17 protein-coding genes are annotated in these 25,386 nt (G+C 59.4%); 14 read left to right on the plus strand and 3 right to left on the minus strand.

The genetic code is table 11. The features are described 5' to 3' along the window. Positions 1-35 precede the first annotated feature (35 nt). The 9 genes from atzF (at position 36) to ACSQ36_RS36270 (ending at position 13,625) form a co-directional block, all read left to right on the plus strand. On the plus strand, positions 36-1,865 hold the full coding sequence (gene atzF, locus ACSQ36_RS36230; protein WP_436185802.1) for an allophanate hydrolase: 1,830 nt from the start codon (positions 36-38) through the stop codon (positions 1,863-1,865). A gap of 12 nt (positions 1,866-1,877) precedes the next feature. Continuing rightward, positions 1,878-5,501 (plus strand): urea carboxylase, encoded by a 3,624-nt coding sequence (uca, locus tag ACSQ36_RS36235; RefSeq protein WP_436185803.1) that lies wholly within the window; start codon positions 1,878-1,880, stop codon positions 5,499-5,501. A gap of 26 nt (positions 5,502-5,527) precedes the next feature. Then, the gene (locus ACSQ36_RS36240) at positions 5,528-6,244 is read left to right on the plus strand and encodes a GntR family transcriptional regulator (RefSeq protein ID WP_213768828.1); all 717 of its coding nucleotides are present in this window, start codon (positions 5,528-5,530) and stop codon (positions 6,242-6,244) included. Positions 6,245-6,447: 203 nt separating this feature from the next. After that, on the plus strand, positions 6,448-7,746 hold the full coding sequence (urtA, locus tag ACSQ36_RS36245) for an urea ABC transporter substrate-binding protein (RefSeq protein WP_436185804.1): 1,299 nt from the start codon (positions 6,448-6,450) through the stop codon (positions 7,744-7,746). A gap of 228 nt (positions 7,747-7,974) precedes the next feature. Next, a complete protein-coding gene (urtB, locus tag ACSQ36_RS36250) occupies positions 7,975-9,594 on the plus strand; it encodes an urea ABC transporter permease subunit UrtB (protein ID WP_436185805.1) in 1,620 nt (539 codons plus the stop codon). Between the two features lies 1 nt (position 9,595). Continuing rightward, positions 9,596-10,786, plus strand: a complete 1,191-nt coding sequence (gene urtC, locus ACSQ36_RS36255) for an urea ABC transporter permease subunit UrtC (RefSeq protein ID WP_436182404.1) — start codon at positions 9,596-9,598, stop codon at positions 10,784-10,786. A gap of 35 nt (positions 10,787-10,821) precedes the next feature. Then, positions 10,822-11,649 carry an urea ABC transporter ATP-binding protein UrtD gene (gene urtD / locus ACSQ36_RS36260; protein ID WP_436183183.1) on the plus strand — a complete coding sequence of 276 codons (828 nt, stop codon included), beginning with the start codon at positions 10,822-10,824 and terminating at the stop codon, positions 11,647-11,649. Between the two features lie 11 nt (positions 11,650-11,660). Beyond that, positions 11,661-12,353 carry an urea ABC transporter ATP-binding subunit UrtE gene (gene urtE, locus ACSQ36_RS36265; RefSeq protein ID WP_436182405.1) on the plus strand — a complete coding sequence of 231 codons (693 nt, stop codon included), beginning with the start codon at positions 11,661-11,663 and terminating at the stop codon, positions 12,351-12,353. Between the two features lie 216 nt (positions 12,354-12,569). Beyond that, positions 12,570-13,625, plus strand: coding sequence for a HoxN/HupN/NixA family nickel/cobalt transporter (locus tag ACSQ36_RS36270; RefSeq protein WP_436185806.1), 1,056 nt, complete (start codon positions 12,570-12,572; stop codon positions 13,623-13,625). A 67-nt stretch (positions 13,626-13,692) separates the two neighbouring features. Here the strand turns inward: ACSQ36_RS36270 and ACSQ36_RS36275 are convergent, their stop codons facing one another. Next, on the minus strand, positions 13,693-13,866 hold the full coding sequence (locus ACSQ36_RS36275) for a DUF3717 domain-containing protein (RefSeq protein WP_436186458.1): 174 nt from the start codon (positions 13,864-13,866) through the stop codon (positions 13,693-13,695). A gap of 89 nt (positions 13,867-13,955) precedes the next feature. Between ACSQ36_RS36275 and metE the strand changes: the two genes are divergently transcribed. The 4 genes from metE (at position 13,956) to ACSQ36_RS36295 (ending at position 21,633) form a co-directional block, all read left to right on the plus strand. Next, positions 13,956-16,250 (plus strand): 5-methyltetrahydropteroyltriglutamate--homocysteine S-methyltransferase, encoded by a 2,295-nt coding sequence (gene metE, locus ACSQ36_RS36280; protein ID WP_436185807.1) that lies wholly within the window; start codon positions 13,956-13,958, stop codon positions 16,248-16,250. Positions 16,251-16,633: 383 nt separating this feature from the next. Continuing rightward, complete coding sequence (locus tag ACSQ36_RS36285) at positions 16,634-17,038, plus strand: FKBP-type peptidyl-prolyl cis-trans isomerase (protein ID WP_436185808.1); 405 nt, start codon at positions 16,634-16,636, stop codon at positions 17,036-17,038. A gap of 687 nt (positions 17,039-17,725) precedes the next feature. Beyond that, positions 17,726-18,520 carry a substrate-binding periplasmic protein gene (locus ACSQ36_RS36290; RefSeq protein ID WP_213766182.1) on the plus strand — a complete coding sequence of 265 codons (795 nt, stop codon included), beginning with the start codon at positions 17,726-17,728 and terminating at the stop codon, positions 18,518-18,520. Further along, complete coding sequence (locus tag ACSQ36_RS36295) at positions 18,517-21,633, plus strand: bifunctional diguanylate cyclase/phosphodiesterase (RefSeq protein ID WP_436185809.1); 3,117 nt, start codon at positions 18,517-18,519, stop codon at positions 21,631-21,633. Before ACSQ36_RS36290 ends, ACSQ36_RS36295 begins: the two co-directional genes overlap by 4 nt. A gap of 21 nt (positions 21,634-21,654) precedes the next feature. Here the strand turns inward: ACSQ36_RS36295 and ACSQ36_RS36300 are convergent, their stop codons facing one another. Next, positions 21,655-22,521: a LysR substrate-binding domain-containing protein gene (locus ACSQ36_RS36300; protein ID WP_436185810.1), complete on the minus strand. Its 867-nt coding sequence runs from the start codon at positions 22,519-22,521 to the stop codon at positions 21,655-21,657. A gap of 116 nt (positions 22,522-22,637) precedes the next feature. Here ACSQ36_RS36300 and ACSQ36_RS36305 point away from each other — a divergent pair, with 116 nt between their 5' ends. Next, on the plus strand, positions 22,638-23,855 hold the full coding sequence (locus ACSQ36_RS36305; RefSeq protein WP_436185811.1) for an aminotransferase class I/II-fold pyridoxal phosphate-dependent enzyme: 1,218 nt from the start codon (positions 22,638-22,640) through the stop codon (positions 23,853-23,855). Between the two features lie 215 nt (positions 23,856-24,070). Here the strand turns inward: ACSQ36_RS36305 and ACSQ36_RS36310 are convergent, their stop codons facing one another. Next, positions 24,071-25,357 carry an MFS transporter gene (locus tag ACSQ36_RS36310; RefSeq protein ID WP_436185812.1) on the minus strand — a complete coding sequence of 429 codons (1,287 nt, stop codon included), beginning with the start codon at positions 25,355-25,357 and terminating at the stop codon, positions 24,071-24,073. Between the last annotated feature and the right edge of the window lie 29 nt (positions 25,358-25,386).

Below are 25,386 nucleotides of genomic sequence, written 5' to 3' on the forward strand. Positions count from 1 at the left end.
GAAGTTCGAAACTTGTACACAAGAGGAAATACCAGATGCTCGGATGGACTATTCCTGACTGGAAACGTGCATACGGAACCGGTGCTAAGCCAGCGGAACTGCTTCACGAACTCAGGGCGTCGCTCTCTGCAGACGACCCAGCCTGGATTTCTATCGTGTCCGCTTCCGGGCTGGACGCTCGCCTGACCAAGCTCGCTCAAAAGCTCGATGCTGTTGGCGGCGATATGGACCGCCTTCCGTTATATGGGGTGCCGTTCGCAGCGAAAGACAATATCGACGCTGAAGGCCTTGAGACAACGGCCGCTTGTCCCACGTTTGCCTATTCACCGGACAAGGATGCAACGATCGTTCGGCGTTTGGCCGATGCCGGTGCGATCATCATTGGGAAGACCAATCTCGATCAGTTCGCAACGGGTCTCGTTGGTGTTCGATCACCTTACGGAGTACCAACTAATACGTTTAATGCGGAATTTGTGTCGGGAGGGTCGAGTTCAGGATCCGCTTCGGTCGTGGCTCGCGGTCTTGTACCCTTCGCGCTGGGGACGGACACTGCAGGCTCTGGACGTGTGCCTGCCGGGTTGAACAACATCGTTGGCATCAAGCCTACGCGTGGCGCCTTCAGCAATACCGGTGTCGTACCCGCGTGCCGTACGCTGGATTGCGTGTCCGTATTCGCGATGACCGTGGGTGACGCGATGACCGTGTATGACGTGGCGGCTGTCATCGATCTTGAAGATGGCCTTTCACGTGCCGCACCGGAAGCGTCGCGTGATTGGCGTATGCCGGCTGCGCCGCGCATCGCCATTCCCGCTCAACCGGAATTTTTTGGCGATGATTTCGCCGCGCAAGCTTTTCAGGTTGCCATCGGCCAGCTTGAGGCGCAGGGTGCGACCTGTGTGCCGATCGACTTCACCCTGTTCGACGAAGTCGCTGCGTTGCTATACGACGGCGCCTGGGTGGCCGAACGCTACGCCGCCATTCGCGAATTCGCGACTAATCACGAAGCCGATATCCATCCGGTCGTGCGTGACATCATTTTCAAAGCCAGGGAATTTTCAGCCGCCGATGCTTTTGATGGCGTGTACGAGCTTGCCGATCTCAAGCGCCGCGCCGACGCACTGCTTGCGGGATTCGACGCCATACTTGTGCCGACGGCTCCCACGCATTATCGAATCGCTGATGTCCAGGCGGATCCCGTGCGTTTGAATAGCCACATGGGGAAATACACCAACTTCGTCAACTTGCTCGACTGGAGCGCGGTGTCGGTCCCTGCGAGTCTTCGCGAAGACGGTTTGCCGTTCGGTATTACGTTCATAGGTGACGCATGGCAGGAGCGTGGACTCGCCGCGTTTGCCGAGCACTGGCATAACAGCACCGGTCTCGCACGCGGTGCGACCGGCCTGGCACTGAATCTTCAGGATGCAACGTTGTCGGTGCGCGACGCTTCGCCAGCGAACACAATCCGCGTCGCGGTCGTAGGAGCGCATCTGCGTGGAATGCCGCTCAACCATGAACTGGTCAGTCGCGGGGCAAGCTTTGTTGCAAGCACGACGACAGCGTCTAACTATCAGCTGTTTGCACTGGCCAATACAACACCGCCTAAGCCCGGCTTGATGCGTTCCGATAGCGGTGCATCGATCCAGCTTGAACTATGGGACATGCCCCTTGCCGAGTTCGGTTCCTTTGTGGCTGGCGTCGCCGCACCCCTGGGAATCGGTACCGTCAGCCTCGCCGATGGAACCGATGTCAAAGGCTTCATCTGCGAGTCCGCCGGACTGGACCACGCTGTCGACATCACCCGGTTCGGCGGCTGGGCAAACTATCTCGCCGACAGAAGCAGGACGACCGTACCATCCCACTCCTGATCGGGGACTTCCATGTTCCACACCGTATTGATCGCTAATCGCGGCGAGATTGCCTGTCGCATTGCGCGCACGCTGAGACGCATGAACATACGCTCGGTTGCCGTCTATTCAGACGCTGACCGCAACAGCCTTCATGTCTCCTCAGCCGACGCCGCAATTTCGCTGGGCGGTAACACCGCGGCCGAAAGCTATCTGCGGGTGGATCTCATCATCGATGCGGCGAAGCGAAGCGGTGCTCAGGCGATCATTCCGGGCTACGGTTTTTTGTCGGAGAACGCGGAATTCGCCGCGCGCTGCGAGGCCGAAGGTTTTGCATTCGTGGGGCCGACTCCGCAGCAAATGGAGCAGTTTGGGTTGAAGCATGCCGCTCGCGAGCTTGCTGAACTGGCCGGTGTGCCGCTAACTCCCGGATCGGGCCTGCTTGCCGACGTGTCGGACGCACGACAAGAGGCTGCAAGGATCGGCTACCCCGTCATGCTGAAGAGCACGGCTGGGGGCGGTGGCATTGGTCTCACGCGATGCAATGACGAAGCCGGGTTGATTGCCGCGTTCGAATCAGTCAAGCGATTGGGGCAGTCGTTTTTCGCGAACGCTGGCGTGTTTGTCGAACGTTTTGTCGACCAGGCTCGCCATGTTGAAGTGCAAATCTTCGGCGATGGCCGGGGTAATGTCGTCGCGCTCGGTGAACGAGATTGTTCTTTGCAGCGGCGTAATCAAAAAGTCGTTGAGGAAACACCTGCGCCGAATTTAGCGGATGCGGTTCGACAACGGTTGTGGGCCGCTGCGGAGAACCTGGGCCGTTCGGTTTCGTATCGGTCGGCCGGTACGGTCGAGTTTATTTACGACGCGCCTCAGGAGGCGTTCTACTTCCTCGAAGTCAACACGCGGTTGCAGGTTGAACACGCGATCACCGAAAGCGTGACCGGTATCGATCTGGTGGAGTGGATGATCCTGACCGCTGCCGGTCATCCGCCCGCGCTGGATCGCCCGATCATCCCGAAAGGGGTAGCAATAGAAGTGCGGGTGTACGCCGAAAATGCGCTGCGTAACTTCGCGCCGAGTCCCGGCACACTGACTGAAGTCAGCTTCCCTCCCGATATCCGCGTGGACGGCTGGGTCGAAACCGGGACGGAGGTGTCCGCTCACTACGACCCGATGATTGCGAAGCTCATCGTACATGGCGCTGATCGTTCGGCGGCTATTGCGGCGATGACCCGGGCACTCGCCGAAACACGGCTGGCCGGTATAGCGACAAATCTGGATTACTTGCGGCAAGTGGTGGCGAGCGACGCTTTTCGCACCGGCGATGTCTCGACGCGGTTTCTCGACGCGTTCGTGTATCGGCCGAGCGCGATCGAGGTGATCGATGCGGGCACTTATACCTCTATCCAGGACTATCCCGGCCGCGTTGGGTATTGGGGCATCGGCGTGCCGCCGTCTGGGCCAATGGATGACTGGGCGTTCAGGCTGGCTAACCGGATCGTCGGTAATCAGCCGCATGCTGCGGGCATTGAAACCACGGTGCTCGGACCTACGCTGCGGTTTCATTGCGATACGATCGTCGCCTTGACCGGTGCCCCGACCGATGCGACGCTGGATGGAAAACCAGTATTGTTCTGGATACCTATTTATATCAAAGCAGGGCAGATCCTGCGCATCGGAAAAGCGACCAGCGGGTGCCGGACCTATCTCGCGGTGCGCAACGGCCTGGACGTTCCGCTGTATCTCGGTAGTCGCGCCACGTTCGCGCTCGGACAATTTGGCGGCCATGCGGGCCGCACGTTGCGCCCGGCAGACGTCTTGCCCATAGCAGATCCCGGCCTGCCTGCGACGGCTGACCTGGCGCCCCTGCATGCCCCGGCGGCACTCCCTGATTCTCTCGTACCCAGGTATGGGCGTACATGGGATATCGGGGTGTTATACGGCCCGCACGGCGCCCCTGACTTCTTCACGGCGGAATCAATCGAGACATTCTTTGCGAGCGAGTGGGACGTCCACTACAACTCGAACCGTCTTGGTATCCGGCTGAATGGTCCGAAGCCTCAATGGACGCGTTCCGACGGTGGCGAAGCGGGGCTGCATCCGTCGAACGTGCACGATTGTGAGTACGCGATCGGCAGTGTCAATTTCACCGGCGACATGCCGGTGATCCTGACCCGCGATGGCCCGAGCCTCGGCGGATTCGTTTGCGCCGTGACCATCGCGAAGGCTGAATTATGGAAGGTGGGGCAGGTCAAGCCGGGCGACAAGATCCGCTTTCGTGAAATGACGTTCGACGATGCACTCGCGCTGGAACAGGCGCAGGATGCCTTTATCGCAGGATGGGATGCCTCGGTCTTCGCACTTCCAGATGCAAGCGCTGAGCGTGGCTCACCCATTTTGTTCGAGATGGCTGCGTCCGGTGAGCGTCCCAAGACGGTCTTCCGCCAAGCGGGCGACAAGTACATCCTGATCGAATACGGCGAGAACGTTCTCGATCTCAATCACCGTTTTCGCATTCACGCGTTGATGGAGGCTTTGAAGAATAGTCCGGTGAATGGCGTGTGTGAGCTCTCTCCCGGCGTGCGTTCCTTGCAGGTACGTTTCGACAGCCGCGTGATCCATCAACGCGCTCTCGTTGATGCCCTTGCCGCCACGGACGCAACGCTTGCCGGCATCTCCACCATGACGGTGCCCAGCCGTGTTGTGTACTTGCCAATGGCTTACGAGGACTCCGCGACACTCGACGCAGTGATTCGTTATCGGCAATCGGTGCGTGACACGGCCCCTTGGTTGCCCAGTAACACCGAGTTCATCCGGCGCATCAATGGCCTGGAATCGGGCAACGCAGTACGCGATACCATTTTCGAAGCCAGCTACATGGTTCTCGGGCTTGGCGACGTGTACCTGGGCGCTCCGTGTGCCGTCCCCGTTGACCCACGGCATCGCCTGGTCACATCGAAGTACAACCCGGCGCGTACGTACACCGCCGAGGGCACGGTGGGCATCGGCGGCGTCTATATGTGCATCTACGGAATGGATTCGCCCGGCGGCTATCAACTGGTTGGACGCACGTTGCCGATCTGGAACAAGTTCCTCAAGAACGAGATGTTTGTCGATGGCAAACCCTGGCTGCTCAGGTTCTTCGATCAGGTGCGTTTTTATCCGGTGAGCGAGCGCGAACTCGATGTGCTTAGAGACGAATTCAGGGAAGGGCGGTGCGGCGTTCGGATAGAAGAGCAGGTCTTTGATCTAGGCGCATACAACGCTTTTCTTGAAAGTATCGCGCCGGAACTTGAAGTCTTCCGGGCCAGGCAGAAACTCGCTTTTGACGCGGAGGTCGCGCATTGGGCGGCCGATACTGCGGCCGATACTGCGGCCGATACCCACGTATCGGCCGTAACCGAAACGGCCGGGGAGTTGATCGAAGTTGCGGAGCTATCAGGCTTCGTTGTCTCGGCGGACATTACGGGCAATGTGTGGAAGCTCATGGCGGACCCCGGTTCGCGCGTGAATGCCGGCGACCCCCTTTTGATTCTTGAAGCAATGAAAATGGAGTTTCATGTCGCGGCGCCGCACGATGGCATCGTGGGAACATTCCACTGCAAGCCCGGTATGATGATCAACGCTGGGGATCCTTTGGTCTCACTCGAATAATCGGCTTACATCGGTTGGAAAAGCACATGGTGGATACGAAGACGCCCGCGGGTCCGGCGAAAAATGCCAGCAATCTCGCGGCACAAATCTATACGCAATTGAAGGCCGATATTTTCGATTTCCGGCTGCTGCCGGGCGACAAATTCAGCGAAGGCGATATTGCAACGCGCATGCAGGTGAGCCGGACGCCGGTTCGTCAGGCGCTGTTTTGGCTGCAGCGTGAAGGATACGTCGAAGTGCATTTCAAAAGCGGCTGGCAGGTGCGCGCTTTCGATTTCAAATACTTCGAGGACCTGTACGAAGTGAGGGTCATGATGGAGACCTCCGCCATTGCCCGGGTCGTTGCTCTCGATGCAATGGACCGGCTTGATACGTTACGCGAGACATGGTGTGTGCCGGCCGAACACTACCTCGCTGACTCGACAGTCGTGGCAGCGCTTGATGAGGCGTTTCACACCCGCATTGTCGCGGCGGTGGGCAACGACGAGATGGCCCGCATTCATCAGGACGTAACGGAGCGCATCCGGATCATCCGTCGCCTGGATTTTACGAAGGCGCCCCGTATCGATGCCACCTACCGGGAGCATGGTGAAATCCTGTCGGCGATCTTCGAAAAAAATGTCTCCGGCGCACAAGAGATGATCCGTGCGCACATCGCGGAGAGCCAGGCCGAAGTGAAACGCATCACGCTTTACATGCTCCATTCCGCACGCGAGCGTTACGCCAGTCAGGATGATTCGTAGCGTACCTCCGAAAGCGTGCACACCGCACCAGTTTTGAGCGCGTACGCACCGTGCCTAGTCAGTCAGCAGGCCTGTGATTGACTGTCGAACACCGGGAAGCCTTTTCTACAAAGGCTTTCACGTCCTTGGCCCAGAATTTGCGAATGGTATTCCGTCTTGTATCCAAGACTAAATCCAACTTACATTCTGGTTAAGGACGGTCAATGAAAAAGCGTGAGTTCCTGAAGGTCGCATCGGCAGCGGGGGTTGCAGGCGTAGTTGGCAAGATCCCTTCGGCTTTCGCTCAAAGCGACAAAGGCCCCATCAAAGTGGGCGTACTGCATTCCCTGTCCGGGACGATGGCGATTTCGGAAACGTCGCTCAAAGACACGGCGCTGATGACCATTGCGCAGATCAATGCAAGCGGCGGCGTGCTGGGCCGTCAACTGGAACCGGTGGTGGTTGACCCCGCTTCGAACTGGCCGCTGTTCGCCGAAAAAGCCCGTCAACTGATCTCGCAAGACAAGGTCGCGGTGACCTTTGGCTGCTGGACATCGGTGTCGCGTAAATCGGTGCTGCCGGTGTTCGAGGAACTCAACGGCCTGCTCTTCTACCCGGTGCAGTACGAGGGTGAAGAGATGTCGAAGAACGTGTTCTACACGGGCGCCGCACCGAACCAGCAAGCCATTCCCGCCACCGAATACCTGATGAGCAAGGAAGGCGGCGCAGCAAAACGCTTCTTCCTGCTGGGCACCGACTACGTCTATCCGCGCACGACCAACAAGATCCTGCGCTCCTTCCTGCACTCGAAGGGCGTGAAGGACGATGACATTCAAGAGGTCTACACCCCGTTCGGGCACGCGGACTATCAGACGATTGTGGCGAACATCAAGACGTTCTCGCAAGCCGGCAAGACCTGCGTGATCTCGACGGTGAACGGAGACTCGAACGTGCCGTTCTACAAGGAACTCGGCAATCAGGGGCTCAAAGCCACCGATGTGCCGGTCGTCGCGTTCTCGGTGGGCGAAGAGGAACTGCGCGGCATCGATACAAAACCGCTGGTGGGTAATCTCGCGGCATGGAATTACTTCATGTCGCTGAAGAACCCGGAGAACACGAAGTTCAAGGCGATGTTCGCCGACTGGGTCAAGAAGAACAACCTGCCGGGCGGCGACAAGCGCGTGACCAACGATCCGATGGAAGCGACCTTTGTCGGCATCCACATGTGGAAGCAGGCGGCCGAGAAAGCGAAGAGCGTCGATGTCGACAAGATCCGCGTGGCGATGATCGGCCAGAAGTTCGCCGCCCCGTCGGGCTTTACGCTTGAGATGGATGGGAACCACCACCTGCACAAGCCGGTCATGATTGGTGAAGTGCGTGCCGACGGTCAGTTCAACGTCGTGTGGCGCACGAAGACGACGGTGCGCGCGCAGCCGTGGAGCCCATACATTCCGGGCAACGAAGGCAAGCCGGATGTGGTGAGTTCGATTCCGGATTTCCTGCGTCGGCGCCGCGTGGCTTAAAGGCTTGGGGTTAAGGTTAAGTCTTTTGCCTGAGTCCTGAGTCTAAAACTAAGGCCTGAACCTCGGGCTTAAGCCTTAGCAAGTACGAACTACCAACGTTGAAACATCGAACCGCCGCGCAATCAAGCACAAGAACCCCGCGGCGGTTCATACGAGTCCGGGCAGCATGGAACACGCAACACATCACACCACGCCGCCCCGCACTCCGCTCTACCTGACAGGCCATTCATGACTGATTCGATGCTTCGCTTCGCTCGCCGTGGCCTCTGCGCAATCCTGATTGCCTGCATGCCGTTGGTCGCCTTTGCGGCCCTGAGCGCCAACGATCTCGCGCCGCTCGCGGCTGACGACTTCGACGCCAAATCCGCCGCCATCGACAAGCTGATCGCCAACGCCGACGCCCCTTCAATCGCTGTGCTCAACGCGCTCTCCGATGGTTCTCTGGTCGCCACCGACGCCGGCAAGGTCTTAATCCAGACCGACGACGGCAACAAGGACCCGCTCACCAACAAGATCGTCGACGCACCCGATGCGCAACCGGTCACCTTGAACAATCTGCTGCGCTCGAAAGTATCCGGCGCGGTGTCGGGTTTGCAACTGGCATCGCCCGATATCGCTACACGACGCGCGGCCATCGATGAATTGCTCAAGAACGCCGATCCGTCGATCAAACCTTTAGTCGATAAAGCCCGCACCAAGGAAACCGATCCGACACTTAAAAAACGCCTCGATACGCTCTGGGCCACTACCGCCTTACACGATACCGATCCGAACAAACGCCTCGAAGCCGTGCAACTGGTCGCAGCGCGTCACGACCTCGATATGAACGAACTCTTGCGTCCGATCGTCGTCAAGAACGCGGACGGCACCTTCGCCGAACCCGATGCCCGCGTGCGCGCAGCAGCCCAGGCGGGCATTGAAGAGCTGAACTCGATTCAACGACGCGGCGAGATTGTCGGCACGATCTTCGCGGGTCTGTCTCTCGGTAGCGTGTTGTTGCTCGCAGCGCTGGGCCTTGCAATCACGTACGGTCTCATTGGCGTGATCAACATGGCGCATGGCGAATTCCTCATGATTGGCGCGTACGCCACGTACGTCGTGCAAAACCTCGTGCAGCACTACGCACCCGGCGCGTTCAACTGGTATCCGCTGTTCGCGGTGCCCGTGTCGTTTGCCGCCGCCGCCTTGGTCGGCATCGTGCTGGAACGACTGGTGATAAAACATCTCTACGGCCGGCCACTCGAAACGCTGCTGACCACCTTCGGCATCAGCCTGATTCTGATCCAGGCCACTCGCACCATCTTTGGCGCGCAGAACGTGCAGGTGACGAACCCCTCGTGGATGAGCGGCGGCGTGTCCATCATGCAGAATCTCATATTGCCTTACAACCGCCTGACCATTCTCGGCTTCTCGCTGGTTGTCGTGCTGCTCGCCTGGGTCGTGCTCACCAAGACGCGCCTCGGCCTGTTCGTACGCGCCGTGACGCAGAACCGCCGCATGGCCGCATGCGTGGGCGTAAAAACCGCGCGCGTGGATTCGTATGCGTTTGCCTTCGGCGCCGGCATCGCGGGACTGGGCGGTTGCGCGCTCTCGCAGATCGGCAATATCGGGCCGGATCTGGGGCAGAGTTACATCATCGATTCATTCATGACGGTGGTGCTGGGCGGTGTCGGACAACTGGCGGGAACGGTGATCGGCGGGTTCGGACTCGGACTTGTCAGCAAGACGATCGAACCGTTCTGGGGCGCGGTGCTCGCTAAAATCGCGGTGCTCGTGCTGATCGTGTTGTTCATCCAGAAGCGTCCTCAGGGCATGTTCGCCCTGAAGGGCCGCAGCGCCGAGGTTTGAGATGACTACACCCAACGTCTCAGCCAACCTCGATGTTGCGCCGCAACCCGACGAGCAAGCCCGGCGTGAAGGCTTTGCGTTAGGCCTGCCCCCGCGTGCGGCGCTTTTACCCCGCAGCGGCTGGATTGCGCTGATCGCGTTCGTGATCGCGATGGGCATCTGCGTGCCTATCGCCGCGCTCGTGCTGCCGGAGTCGAGCACGTTCCACCTCTCCGCGTATTCGATGACGCTCGTCGGCAAGCTCATGTGCTACGCGATCGGCGCATTGGCGCTTGATCTCGTGTGGGGGTATTGCGGCATCCTGAGCCTCGGGCACGCGCTGTTCTTTGCGCTCGGCGGATACGCGATGGGCATGTACCTGATGCGCTCGATTGGCCGCGAGGGCAACTATCAGAGCGACCTGCCCGACTTCATGGTGTTCCTCGACTGGCACAAGCTGCCGTGGTACTGGCAGGGCACGCAACACCTCTGGTACGCGCTGTTGCTGGTGATTGTTGTGCCCGGGGTGCTTGCCTGGATATTCGGCTTCTTCACGTTCCGCTCGCGCGTCAAAGGCGTGTACCTGTCGATCATCACGCAGGCGATGACGTTCGCCGCGATGCTGCTGTTCTATCGCAACGAAACCGGTTTCGGCGGCAATAACGGTTTTACCGATTTCAAGCGTATCGCGGGCTTTCCGATTACGTCGGCGAGTACGCGCACGGTGTTGTTCCTCATGACGCTCGGCGTGCTGATTCTGGCGTTTATCGCGGCACGGGCGATTGTGACGTCCAAGCTTGGGCGCGTGGTGACGGGCGTGCGCGATGGCGAAGCGCGGCTGATGTTCTTAGGTTACAGCCCGCTCGCTTACAAGCTATTTATCTGGACCGTGTCGGCGATTCTGTGCGGCATTGCGGGGGCGTTGTACGTGCCTCAAGTCGGCATCATCAACCCGAACGAGATGTCGCCGGGCAACTCTATCGAAATGGCGATCTGGGTGGCCGTGGGTGGTCGGGGAACCTTGATCGGACCGATCATCGGGGCGTTCGCGGTGAACGGTGCGAAGAGCTTCTTTACGGCGAACTTCCCTGAATACTGGCTGTTCTTTCTGGGCCTGATCTTTACGCTGGTGCCCTTGTTGTTGCCGAACGGCATCATGGGGCTCATTGATATGGCATTGCGCCGGAAGAAAGCGGGAGGACATTCACATTGACCGCCTACAACGCATTGATCGTGGACCTGCCGCCGCTGCCTGAAATCAACGAACGCAACCAGAACGGCATCACGGGTCTGGGCCACGTGCTCGAACCGGGCGAGATCGATGTCTCGCACGGCACGATCCTGTATCTGGAAGACGTGACCGTGAGCTTCGATGGTTTCCGGGCGCTCAACAAGCTGACGCTGTCCATCGATGTGGGCGAACTGCGCTGCGTGATCGGACCGAACGGCGCGGGCAAGACCACGATGATGGACGTGATCACCGGCAAGACGCGGCCCGATTCGGGCAAGGTGTTTCTGGGCCAGACGCTTGATCTGACGCGTATGTCGGAGCCGGTGATCGCGCGCACGGGTATCGGCCGCAAGTTCCAGAAGCCGACCGTGTTCGAGAATCACCCGGTGTGGGAGAACCTCGAACTCGCGATGAAAACCGACAAGGGGTGGTTAGCCTCGCTCAGATCGAAACTTGACCGCGAGGCACAAGCAAGGATTGAAGAGACGCTGGAACTGATTCACCTTGAAGCCGATGCCACGCGTTATGCCGGCGAGTTGTCGCACGGGCAGAAACAGCGGCTGGAGATTGGCATGTTGCTGATGCAGCAGCCGGCGCTCTTGTTACTCGATGAACCGGCCGCCGGCATGACGGACCACGAGACCATGCAGCTCGCGGAATTGCTGAACAAATTGCGCGGCACCTGTTCGATGATGGTGGTCGAGCACGACATGGAGTTCGTCGCGGCGCTCTCGGGCGACACGGGGCGGGTGACGGTGATGGCCGAGGGCAGCGTGCTCGCGCACGGCACGCTCGATGAAGTGAAGCGCAATGAGAAAGTGATCGAGTCGTACCTCGGTCGATAGAGGAAATACACATGCTCGAAGTCGATTCCCTCAACCAGTTCTACGGCGGCAGCCACATCCTGCGCGATGTGAAGATGACCGTGCCTGATGGAAAACTCACTGTATTGCTGGGCCGCAACGGCGTGGGCAAGACGACGTTATTGCGCTGCCTGATGGGCGTGGTGCCGACCAAAAGCGGCACGATCTCCTGGCGCGGCGCAAAGATCTCATCGATGCCGACTTACAAGCGCGTATCGAGCGGCCTGGCTTACGTACCGCAAGGACGCGACATCTTCGGCCGGCTGACAGTTGAGGAAAACCTGCTGGTGGGCGCGGCGAGTCGCCGAGCGCCATCGAAAGTCCCGGACCGGATCTACGAGCTGTTCCCGGTGCTCAAGGAAATGAAAAGCCGACGCGGCGGCGATCTGTCGGGCGGCCAGCAACAGCAGTTGGCCATCGGCCGGGCGCTGATGAGTGAGCCGCAGCTGCTCATTCTCGATGAACCGACAGAAGGCATTCAACCGTCGATCATTCAGGATATCGGGCGCACGTTGCGTCAACTCGTCGATGAAATGGGCATGACGGTGCTGCTGGTCGAACAGTACTACGACTTCGCGCGCGAGCTTGCCGACCGGTATTGGGTCATGAGCCGCGGAGAAATCGTAGCGGGTGGCGCAGGCGCGGATATGGAAGCGCAGGGCGTGCGGGAGTTGATCGCGGTTTAGGTATGATCGATGGCTGATACATGTTGCCCGTGAATTCATAGACATCGCGACAGGCACGGCGTAAAAGCACACAAGGGGAGAAGCCGGTGAGAACCCGGCACGGTCGCGCCACTGTATTTGGTTCGTAAGCTTTTAGATTGCCGAACCAAGAGTCAGACCTCTCCTCCCGATCGTTTTCCAATTCAAGCGGGACGCGTCTTCCCGAGGGCTGCCCAAATGATTTCTCAACTCGTACAGATTTTTAATGACTCAGGCGCCAAAGTGCGGGGCAAGCTTTTCGGCATCTATGGAATATTGATTGCGATCAATGTTGTCGCCTGGGTTTGGGCACTGGTGGCGTTCCGTCATCATCCGGTACTGCTGGGAACCGCATTGCTGGCCTACGGATTTGGGCTGCGTCATGCGGTGGATGCCGACCACATTGCCGCTATCGACAATGTCACGCGCAAGCTCATGCAGGAGAAGAAACGCCCCGTCGCGGTCGGCTTCTTCTTTTCCCTTGGGCACTCGAGCGTGGTCGTACTCGCCTCTGTCGGCGTGGCGGTTGCAACGTCGGCCATGCAAGGCCGATTCGACCACTATAAGGAAATTGGCGGAGTGGTCGGCACGTTGGTGTCGGCGCTGTTCCTGTTCGCGATTGCCCTGATGAACCTGATTATCCTGAGGTCGATCTATAAAGCGTGGCGCAACATCCGGAGCGGTGGTGCTTATGTCGATGACGATTTCGATCTGCTTCTGGCCGATCGCGGATTTCTGGCTCGCATCTTTCGCCCGCTGTTTCGCATGATCACGCGAAGCTGGCAAATGTACCCGCTAGGTTTCCTGTTCGGTCTGGGATTCGATACGGCGACTGAAATTGGTTTGCTCGGCATAGCGGCAACCCAGGCGTCGCAAGGGCTCTCTCCCTGGGCGATCATGGTGTTCCCGGTGCTGTTCAGTGCGGGCATGTCCCTGATAGACACACTGGACGGTCACCTGATGCTCGGTGCTTACGGATGGGCTTACCTGAAGCCGATCCGGAAAATCTATTACAACATGACCATTACGCTGGTGTCCGTCATCGTGGCCGTCGTGATTGGCGGTATAGAGGCGCTTGGGCTGCTCGCCGATCAATTGAAACTGCAAGGCCCGGTGTGGGATGCCATAGGGACCTTGAACGATAATTTCGGTACGCTCGGCTTTGTGATTATTGGCATTTTCGCCTTTAGCTGGATCGTGTCAGTCCTGATCTATCGTGCAAAACGTTTCGACGAGCTGGAAGTTAGCCGCTAAAGGCATGAGCGAGGCCGCACGGGTTCGGGCGGCTCCACTCCTTACTTTCCCAATCGGACACAAACAGCTAACGCACCGGACCGCGTTGATCCAGGGCACTCGTCAGTGCCCGAATTTGCTCGCTGCTAAGTGAGGAAGCATCGATCGCGTCGACTCGTGAAAAGATCATCTGCCCATAAGCATCGGCGAGAACCCGCGCTTCCCGGCAGAGTGCGCAAGGACGCGCAAGTTGCGCCGACATGAATGAAACTAATAGGAAGATGAAAACATGTCGCTTGTTGAATAACACGCCGGCATTCAGACTGTGGGCCACTCGGTTAAGGACGCGTTATGGCTCGCACTCATCTACATGGTTTTCCGCGCATCGGCGCGCATCGCGAACTCAAGTTCGCGCAAGAGGCGTTTTGGCGCGGGGAGTGCGACGATGCTTATTTGCATAGCGTCGCCGCGGCATTGCGTGCGCGCCATTGGGCGTTGCAACGCTCGGCGAAGCTGGATTTCGTAGCGGTCGGCGACTTCGCCTATTACGATCAGATGCTGAACCTGACCGCGCTGCTGGGTGCGTTGCCTGAGCGGTTCGAATTCGAACCGTCGACCCTCTCGCTCGCGCAATATTATGAGCTGGCGCGGGGCAACAAGGCACAACCCGCGATGGAGATGACCAAGTGGTTCGACACGAATTACCACTATCTCGTGCCGGAGTTGGGGCCAGGTACGACATTCAATGGTGGCGTCGACTGGTTCTTCGACGAGATCGATGAAGCGCTCGCACTGGATCATTCTCTCAAGCCGGTTCTCATCGGCCCGATTACGTACCTGTGGCTGTCCAAGAGCCCCATTCCCGGCTTTGACCGGCTTTCACTTCTGCCGAAACTCCTGATTCGCTATATGCGCATTCTCGACCGGTTGAAGCAACGTGGGATTGAATGGCTTCAACTGGACGAACCGGTACTGTGCCTTGATCTGGATGACGAATGGATCGAGGCCTTTTACGCGGCTTACGATGTGCTTGGCGTGTCAGGCAACAAGGTAATGCTGGGCACTTATTTCGACACGGCCGCTCACCATGCACCGCTCATCGCGAAGCTGCCTGTGCAGGGTGTTCATATCGACCTGATCAGGGCGCCCGAGCAACTGGACACGTGGCGCGCGGTGCTGCCGGCGGACAAAGTGCTGTCGGTGGGTGTGATCGACGGTAGGAATATCTGGCGGGCAGACCTCAGTAAAGTCGTCGACTCGCTCCGGAGTGTGAGCGAAGAACGTTCGGATAACTTATGGATTGCACCGTCCTGTTCTCTGCTGCACGTGCCGGTTACGCTTGCTTCGGAGAAAAGGCTCGATAACCGGTTAACGTCATGGCTTGCATTCGCGACTGAAAAGCTTGATGAGGTTGCCGCCATCGCGCTCGCGTTAAGCGATTCGGCGGAAGCCGGGTCTGTACTTGCCGCGTCGAACGCAGCGCTCGATACACGACGCAGTTCGGACACGATCATCAATACTCTCGTGCAGCGAAGGACCACTGCCATCACCCACGCGATGGCGAGCCGCAAAAGTCCTTTCGCCGTGCGCCAGCGAGTGCAGCGGCATACGCTCAGGTTGCCGCTTCTGCCGACCACGACCATTGGTTCGTTCCCCCAGACGCTAGCCATCCGGCAAGCTCGCGCGGCGTACCGGCGCGGGGAACTGGGCGCACTCGATTACCTGGAACGCATGCGCGCGGAGATCGCAACAGCCGTGCGCAAGCAGGAGGAACTCGGACTCGACGTCCTCGTGCATGGCGAAGCGGAACGCAACGACATGGTCGAATTTTTCGCGGAGAAGCTGTGGGGATATGCGCTGACGGAGAACGGCTGGGTTCAGAACTACGGTTCGCGCTGCGTCAAGCCGCCCATCATTTACGGCGACATCTATCGTCCTGAGCCCATGACGGTGGACAACACGTGCCATGCGCAATCCCTGACCAACCGCGTGATGAAGGGCATTCTTACGGGACCGGTGACCCTGCTCCAATGGTCTTTTGTCCGTGACGATCAACCCCGCGAAACAACAGCGCTGCAGCTTGCATTGGCCATTCGCGACGAGGTAAAAGACCTCGAAAAGGCCGGCATTCGCATTATCCAGATCGATGAACCGGCGTTCCGCGAAGGCTTGCCCTTGCGCCGGGCCGAGTGGCCCGGTTATCTTGACTGGGCGACTCGGGCATTCAAGATCTCCGCTAGCGGCGTCTCCGACGCAACACAGATTCACACCCATATGTGCTATTCGGAGTTCAATGACATTCTTCCGTCCATCGCGGCGCTGGATGCGGACGTAATTACGATCGAGACATCGCGCTCTTCAATGGAGTTGCTGGACGGCTTCGGTGCGTTTGCCTACCCGAACGGAATCGGGCCCGGCGTCTACGACTCGCACTCGGCGCGGGTGCCGAGCGCGGAGACAATGCAGCGCTTGCTTGAACGTGCATGCGAAGTCATTCCTGCGGAGCATCTATGGGTCAATCCTGACTGCGGTTTGAAAACGCGCACCTGGCCGGAGACAGAAGCGGCACTGACAAACATGATCCTGGCGGCCCGCGCCGTGCGGGAGACGCTTGCCGCAAAAAATAAGGAAATAGCGGAAGTCTGAGCGTTTGTCAGCACGCGAGTGCGGCTTTGGGCCACCATGCCATTGCCGCTGGCGACTTTTAACCGGCTTGCCGTGGCTCCTGGACATTGTTTCGTGGGCGCTGCGGCCCCTGAGGGGCTGCCTGCGACGCTTGTCACCATGACCCGGTCTTACTCTCAATCCTGCGCAGCGAAACGTGCAGAAGGCGTGCAGAAGGCCCGTTTGGCGAACGCACGCGGCCCACACTGAAGTCCACCCGAGCTTACCCGTAAAGAACCGTAAAGAATCGTCTCGAAACGAGGTTCTGCCATGCCGTGGCCTGTCCGTGCTACTGTATTTGGCTTGGCTTAGTTGACTTTGTACTTTACTCACCCCACCCACTTTCGGGACGTTCTGGACGCTTTATGAAAAAAGTATCACTGCTGCTCGCTCTTGCTTTTATCGCTTCGTCATCGGCTTATGCTGCTACGGGCGCGACTGAAACGCTTCCTTCCGGCGTCACCGTGACGCAGATCAAGGAAGGCACCGGGGCGCAGCCTACCGCCGCCGACACGGTGACCGTCAACTATCGCGGCACGCTCGCGAATGGCACCGAGTTCGACTCCTCGTACAAGCGCGGGCAGCCGGCATCGTTCCCGCTCGGCCAGGTAGTCCCTTGCTGGACACAAGGCCTTCAGAAGATGAAGGTGGGTGGCAAGGCCAAGCTCGTGTGCCCGCCGGCAACCGCATACGGCGATCGTAGCGTAGGCCCGATTCCGCCGAACAGCACGCTGACGTTTGAAGTCGAGTTGCTGAAAATCGGCAACTAAAGCCTATACAACGCGCATTCGCTCGCACGCAATCATGCGAATCGCGCGTCCTGTGCTATTGCGATATCGATATCCTTTGCTATCGCAATAGCACTGTTGTCTAACGCCATCGTGTAACGCCATCAATTGGATTTGTGAGTGTTGCGGACGTTTAATTTCATTCCAGTGGAAAACCCTCCTTCCCTATGAGTTTGCCGTTGAGACAGCCCGATCTTTAATCAGGGGATTGACGGGTGCGAAATAAAACTATCGACGCGAACAGGGCACACGAATCTGTCACTTGCACTAGCTAGCCTATGCGCCGACGTGCAGACCATTGACAGCCAAAGGTCGGAACATGGCTCTACAGCGGCGGAATCCAGTGCCACGTGCTGCCGGTACGGTAGAACCCGTAGCTACACCGGGGGTTGGCAAATGATTCCCGTCAGTTGCAGTTTTAATAAGCGTCCGGTAGTATTAATTCACGGGGCGTTATCATTTTTACTAAACCGATTACCTGCCGGGGCTGCCAGAATAAGCAATTTTCTGTCGTTTTCCGTGCGGCAGATCGGATATGCAAAGGCATCTTGAAAAAGACTCCCTGCATAACTCGTTGTCGAGGGGCCTGAATCACCAAGCATGCCCCCGCGACCGGTGTTAATAAAAAGAGGGCTGTATTCTAGTCACTTCCACCACCATGGCGACGCTGTGATCCGACACACTCTGGGCGGCTTGCTACTGGTGATCTCATGCCTCGGCCGCGCGGTCGCGGCAGGCCCCGATTGCTCACGTCCCTTCACGCTTGCACTGCATGACCACGGCCTGCTTTATTCCGCCGATACCGACACCGGTATTGACAAGGATTTCGCCGACGAACTGATCCGCCGCAGCGGCTGCAAGATTAATGTCAGCCTCATGTCGCGCGCACGCATCTGGCAATTGATCGAATCCGGCGCGCTCGATTTCAGCTTGTCCGGCATTGCCAACGACGAGCGTAACCGCTTCGCTTCGTTCGCCTGGTACTTCAGCAACAAATACTATTTGCTGGTGCGCAAGGACGCGGGCATGCATCAGCTAGCCGATTTCGAGCGTAGCGACCAGTTTCAACTGGGCGTGATTCGCAGCTTCCGGTACAGCGACTCCGCCAACAAGCTGGTCGACACGCTCGCGGCTGAAAATCGTGTCAGCCAGGCCGGCGGCCTGGCGCCGCTGTACGAGGCGCTGATCCATCAGCGTATCCAGGGCATGATCATGGAGCCCTTCGACTACCCCGCGCTGGATGAAAAGAATATCCGCGATGTCACCACTATCATCGAGTTCAACGATCCCGCCATCCCTCATGGCGTGATCATGTCGAAGAAGGCGCTGCCGCCCGCCGAGCAGGACAAGTGGCGTGCGCTGGTGAACGAGATGCGCGCGGACGGAACCGTGCTGCGTATTTTCGAGAAGTACTTCAAACCAGATCTGGCCAGATCCATGGTCGATTTCCAGGCCCCCCCGTGACCTGGGCGCGCCTGGTATTGCTGCCCTTGCTGATCTTGTCCGCTGCGCTTGGCGTCACGTGGATAGTCTGGGATCACGAACGGCAAGCTTCCCGCAACGAATTGCTCTCCCAGTTCAATTTTTCACTGGGCGACGTGGTCAGCCGCGTCGAACAGCGCATGTCGACTTACGAGCAGATGCTGCGCGGCGTGCAGGGCTTGTTCGCCGCCACCGGCCAGATGGACCGTGACCACTTGCGCGACTACGTCAGCGCACTCAATCTCGACGCCAATTTTTCCGGCATCCAGACTATCGGGGTCATCGAATGGGTACCGGCAGCGCGCAGGAACGCCCATATTGCCGCGATGCATCAGATGGGTTTTGCCGGCTACACCATCCAGCCGCAGGGCTTGCGTGAGAACTACGCGCCTATCATCCAGCGCGAACCGCCCGCTACCAGCAGCCTCGCTCCACTCGGACTGGATTCGTGGGCCGACCCTGTGCGGCGGCAGGCCATGGAGAAGGCGCGCGATTCCGGCATGGTGGCGGTCTCCGGGAAAGTCCGCCTGGGCGTGGACATCGGCCCGGATGCAAAACCCGCTTTCATCATGTACTTGCCTATCTATAACCGGGGCCAGCCGCACGACAGCGTTGTCGAGCGCCGGGCGCATCTTGCCGGCTGGGTGTACGCGTCGTTTCGCATGCACGATGTCATCGCCAGCCTTTACGGCGACCCGCTGCCCGGACTCGCGTTCGCCATCTACGACGGCGTGGAGCCGTCCGCCGCGGCCTTGCTGTATCGCTCCCGTGTCATGGGCGAGCAGCATCGGCCCCCGCTCATTTCGGCCAATGAGTACCTGGTTGTCGCAGGGCACAACTGGACGCTCTCGATGAGCACCCTGGACGACTTCAAGGGCCGCTTCGGCCGTAACGCCGAAGCACTGATCGCCGTCACCGGTACCGGTCTGAGCCTGCTGCTGGCACTGCTCGCCTGGTTGATGGTCACTGGCCGCGGCCGCGCGATGCGGCTGGCTTCCACGATGACCCGCGAGTTGCGCGAGAGCGAGGAGAAGTTCCGCGCGATCGCGGACTGCACGGTGAACTGGGAAGTCTGGTGGGGACCGGATGGCAAACCACGCTGGATCAATCCATCGGTCGAGGAATACACCGGATATACCGTCGCCGAATGCATGGCCATGACCGACTTCGCGGGCACGCTGATCCATCCCGACGACCGCGCCCGCGTTGCCCCGGAGTTCCTGAAGGGGCTCCAGGGCTTCCGTGGCGACGACCTCGAATTCCGCTGCGTTCGCAAGGACGGAACGCTGGTCTGGCTATCCGTTTCCTGGGTTCCGATCACCGACGCCAAAGGCGTTTTCACGGGTTTCCGGACCAGCGGGCGCGACATTACCGACCGCAAGCAAGTCGAGGCCGAACTGCGGATTGCGGCGGTCGCCTTCGATTCGCTCGAAGCCATGATGGTCACCGATGCCAGCAACACCATCCTGCGCGTCAACTCCGCGTTCACGGAGTGCACCGGCTACACCGCTGAAGAAGCCGTGGGCCAGACGCCGCGATTGCTGCGCTCGCACCATCACGACGATGCTTTTTTCAGCGAGATGTGGGAAACGATCCACCGCATGGGTGGCTGGCAGGGCGAGATCTGGGGGCGTCGCAAGAATGGCGAGGTCTATCCGAAATGGCTGACGATCTCGGCGGTGACAGGCGAAGGCGGCGTCGTCAGCCACTATGTGGGCACGCATCACGACATCACCGAACGCAAGATCGCGGAAGAGCGCATCAAGGAGCTTGCCTTCTTCGACGCCCTGACGCGTCTGCCCAACCGCACGCTGCTGCTGGATCGTCTGACGCAGGCCATTACGGTCAGCGCGCGAAGTGGTGCGTGTGGTGCGCTGTTGTTCATCGACCTGGATCACTTCAAGACGCTGAACGACACCCTGGGCCACGACAAGGGCGATCTGCTGCTGCAGCAGGTGGCGCAGCGTCTGGCTGCGAGCGTACGTGACGGCGATACCGTGGCGCGGGTAGGCGGCGACGAGTTCGTGGTGGTGCTCGGAAGCCTGGACGAAACCTGGCAAGAGGCGGCCAGCCAGACCGAAGCCGTGGGCGAGATAATCCTTGGCGTGCTTGGCAAGTTGTATCAGCTCGGCGACATCGATTACCGCAGCACTGCGAGCATTGGCGCCACTGTGTTCCGGGGCTATCAGACATCCATCGACGAACTCCTGAAGCAGGCGGACCTCGCCATGTACAAGTCGAAGGAACTGGGGCGCAACGCGCTGTGTTTCTTCGACCCGGCCATGCAGACCGTGGTAGTGGAACGGGCTGCGCTCGAGGCGGGCTTGCGACAGGCGATAGAGGGCAATCAGTTCCTGCTGTATTACCAGGCACAGGTGCTCGACGGTGACCGGGTCATGGGCGCTGAAGCGCTCGTGCGCTGGCAACATCCCCAGCGCGGTCTCGTGCCGCCCGCGGAGTTCATCCACCTCGCTGAAGAGACCGGGATGATCCTGGCGTTAGGAAACTGGGTGCTCGAAACCGCGTGTACTCAACTGGCGTCATGGGCAACGCGGCCGGACATGTCCTACCTGACGATCGCAGTCAATGTCAGCGCGCAGCAGTTCCGCGAGCCCGATTTCGTGCACAAGGTGTTGAGCGTGATCCGTCGAACGGGCGCCAACCCGAACCGGCTCAAGCTGGAACTGACCGAAAGCGTGCTGGTGGACAACGTGCAGGACATCATTCAAAAGATGCATGCACTCAAGGCCCGGGGCGTGGTCTTTTCACTGGACGATTTCGGTATCGGCTATTCGTCGCTTTCGTATTTGAAGCGCCTGCCTCTGGATCAGTTGAAAATCGATCAGTCATTCGTGCGCGACGTGCTCGTCGATCCAAACGACGCAGCGATTGCCAGGACGATTGTCGCGCTGGCGCAGAGCCTGGGATTAGGGGTTATCGCCGAGGGGGTGGAGACTGAAGAACAACGCGACTTCCTGGCCGGTGTCGGTTGCCATGCGTACCAGGGTTTCTATTTTTGCAGGCCGTTGCCTATTGAAGGGTTCGAAGAGTTTGCCGGCAGAGCGCAAATCAAGCCGAAAGCGGCCCGTGCATAACAGCTTGGCCGGCGGACCGCATTACTTCGCAGCGGCTCGGATTCGCAGGTCGGTCAGGATCTGTTCCGCCAAAAAATCACAGGGCGGCCGGTTCGATCCCGCGCTGCGCGCGAGCACGATTTCCAGGTCCGGCAGGGCGGGCAGGCCCTCCGCGCTGCCGAGCTGGACGAACCGTTCCGGAACGCTGCATCGGGACAGCGGGGCAATCGCGAGCCCCGCTTCGACCATGCTGAAAAGGCCCAGCAGGCTCGGACTTTCATAAGATGTGCGATAGCTGATCTTCGCCCGTTCGAGCGCCTGGATCGCCTTGGACCGCGCGACGCTACCCGGTGCAAAGACGGCAATGGGCAACGGACGTTCCTTCCAGACTTCGTTGCCGACGGCACAACCGGCCCAGACCATGGGTTCAAGCCGGATAAATTCGCAGCTCAACCCCTTCATTCGCGCCATGCAGGCGAGATCGATCTTGCCTTCCTTGATGAGCGGCGCCAGTGCGTTGCTCGGCATGCCGATGACCTGGATCTCGACCTTGGGGTAGCTGGCCGAAAATTTTCTCAGCACGGAGGGCAGGAGAGACGATGCATAGTCGTCCGGCACCCCGATTGACACCCGCCCCCTGACGTCCGGGCGAACAATCGACGCCCATGCTTCGTCGCGAAGGGCAAGCAAACGCCGCGCATAGGCGAGCAGCACATGGCCGTCCTGTGTCAGCGTGATGTTGCGCGGCTTGCGCGAAAACAAGGGTTTGCCTAAAGACGCCTCCAGCGACTTGATCTGCATGCTCACGGCGGATTGCGAACGATGCACGAGCGCGGCGCCACGCAGGAAGCTGCCTGTGTCGGCAACGGCAACAAACATGGAGAGCGCATCCAGGTCGAAGGTTTTCATGGGTATTGGAGGTATCAGAAAATCTGAACGAAGTCTTCAATATAACTCGCTTTCCTGAATCCGATGAGCCTCACATACTGGGCGTCTCTCAACGCGAAAACGCCGGAAAAGAAACGATGTCGATGACTTACGATGACTTCAGGAAGCTCGGAATAAAAATCGATATGACCCGCGGAAAGCCGTCTCCGGAACAGCTCGACCTGTCCTCGGACGCACTGGCCAACGCTCTGAAAGCGGGCGAATTCATGTCGCGGGACGGTATTGATTGCCGCAATTATGGCCATGCGCTGGGTCTGCCCGAGGCACGTGAATTCGGCGCCGATCTGCTTGGGGTTGCCGTGGAGCAGGTAGTGGCTGCGGGTAATTCCAGCCTCGAGTTGATGCATGACGCCATGGCGTTCGCCATTTTGCATGGCATGGCCGACGGCAAGCCGTGGCGCAACGCGGGTGACGTCGCGTTCCTTTGTCCCGTGCCAGGATACGACCGCCATTTCGCGATCTGCGCGGCGCTTGGCGTGCGCATGATCCCGGTACCGCTGACCGGCAATGGTCCCGACATGGATTTTGTCGAAGCACAGGTCGCCGCCGATCCGGCCATCAAGGGCATGTGGTGCGTGCCGCTCTATAGCAATCCGACCGGCGAAATCTACTCGGTCGATACAATTCACCGTCTCGCCTCGATGCAAACCGCCGCCTCCGACTTTCGCCTGTTCTGGGACGACGCGTACCGGTTCCATCACCTGACTGAGCACAAGCACACCACGTTGAACATGATCGAGGCTTGCGCGGCGGCGGGGCATCCGGACCGGGCGCTGGTGTTCGCGTCGCTGTCCAAGATTACTGTTGCCGGGGCGGCGTTAGCGTTTGTTGCATCGTCGCGGCGTAATATCGACTGGTGGCAGCGTTGCTCGGCTATCAGGACCATTGGACCGGATAAGCTCAATCAACTCCGGCACGTACGATTTTTGCGGGACCGGCTGACATTGGAGGGTTTGATGGAGCGGCATCGGGCGCTGTTACGACCCAAGTTCGACGCCATGACAACGGCCTTCAGCGAGATCCTTGCCGATCTGCCGGGCGTGTCCTGGACCGTCCCGCAAGGGGGCTATTTCATCAGCCTCTATAGTCCCGATGGCCTCGCTAAACGCACGGTCGCGCTGGCCGCTGGCGCCGGTATTGCGATGACGCCAGCAGGCGCTGCGTTCCCTCATGGTCTCGATCCACGCGATCGGCATCTGCGCGTTGCGCCGACCTTTCCTGCGCTCGATGAAGTGAAGCGGGCCGCGCAAGGTATTGCGTTGTCTTTGCGTCGCGCATTCGAAGAGCGGGAATGATTTTTGAATTTCTGCGGGCGTGGTTTTTAACCTTGCTTTGTGCAGTCGTTCCTTTAGATGATGTGCGTGTACGGTTTGCGTCCGGGTTTGCTTCCGGGTTTGCTTTCGTAATTCGGACGCAAATGCAGGTCAGGGAGGCGTGAAACCGGTAGCGGAATGAATTCATGGCATGGAGTATTGCCCATGCTTGGGCAGTACTCCTGCTCGCTATGCCATCACCGAAAATCGGCGAGTCCGCTTCTGCAAACCGGCGTAGGCCGCCGAGTGTTCGGCATGAGGAACGCCAGTCCGACGAGGATGACCGAGGCCGCCGATGCCAACCCGTACACCGGCTGAAACGAACCGAATGCGGTCTTGCATAAGCCACCCAGCACGTTTCCCAACGCCCCGCCCACACCAAACGCCGCTTCGCAGATTCCGCATACCATCGCGGCGAGAGCCGGTTCGCTTGTCTTGCCGACATACGCGTGCAGCAGGCCGAAAATCGGAAAGAACGAAAAGCCCAGGGCGACCGCCGCGACCATCAGCGCATAACTGCCCGGACGCGACGCGGCGATCATCGACGCGCACAAAAGCAGGACCCCGGCGCTGACGAGTGCGGTGCGCATGCCATCGCGTTGCGTATTCCCATTTCGATCAGGACTGCCACGCATATCGCCGATCATACCGAGCACCAGTCCACTTACCACGCCGACGAGCCCCACAAGCGCCCACGCGTGCGCTGTTACATCGAGACCCAGATGCAGGTCATCGTGCGAATAAGCTGAGAAATAGGTGATGAACGGCACACCGGCAAACCCGCATAACAATGCAATGGCGTACACCAGCAGGAATTGTCTGGCGAGCATGCGCCGCAGCCCGAGGCGCTCGCTCGGGCGCTTGGCCTGGCCCCGTGGCGTGACGCGTGGCCGCTCGGCCGACGCACGGCCAAGCCGTGCAAACACGAGGGCGATTACGCCGCTCAACACGGCGGTCAGGACAGCGCTCACGAGCCAGACAGAGCGCCAGCCCCACGACGCCAGCAACGCGGGCACCATCAGCCCGTTCAGCAAGACGCCGTAGTTCGTGCCGCTGCCAATGACACCGATTGCTTTTGCCTGATGCCGCTCATCGATCAATGGTGCGACCAGCGCCATCATCGGGACCCAGGTCGCGGCGGCGCAGGCATTGAGCGTGACGACAACTGCGCCCATCATCCATGTGTTGTCGACGAACGCGAGGCCAGCGAGGTCGATGGCCGAGAGCACGGTCGCCGTGAGCATGACCCTGGCCGCCCCAAAACGAGCGGCAGCGAGCCCCGATAACAGCGCCATCGCGACATTGGCAAGTTGCCGCGCAGCCGTGATGTACCCGGCCTGTGCATAGTCGAAACCGATGTCCTGTTTCATCTGCGGCAGGACGACTGGAAACAGATAAACGCCGAACCCGTAGGTCGCGGCGATCACGGCGGTCAGCAGCAGCGTGACAGCCAGTTGATTTGCTAAGCGCGGCGAAACATCCATGGCAGGCTACCGGAAGAAGTCGTTAGATT

Origin of the sequence: Caballeronia sp. LjRoot34, assembly GCF_964253815.1 — a bacterium.
In the GTDB taxonomy this organism is placed as follows: Bacteria; Pseudomonadota; Gammaproteobacteria; order Burkholderiales; family Burkholderiaceae; genus Caballeronia.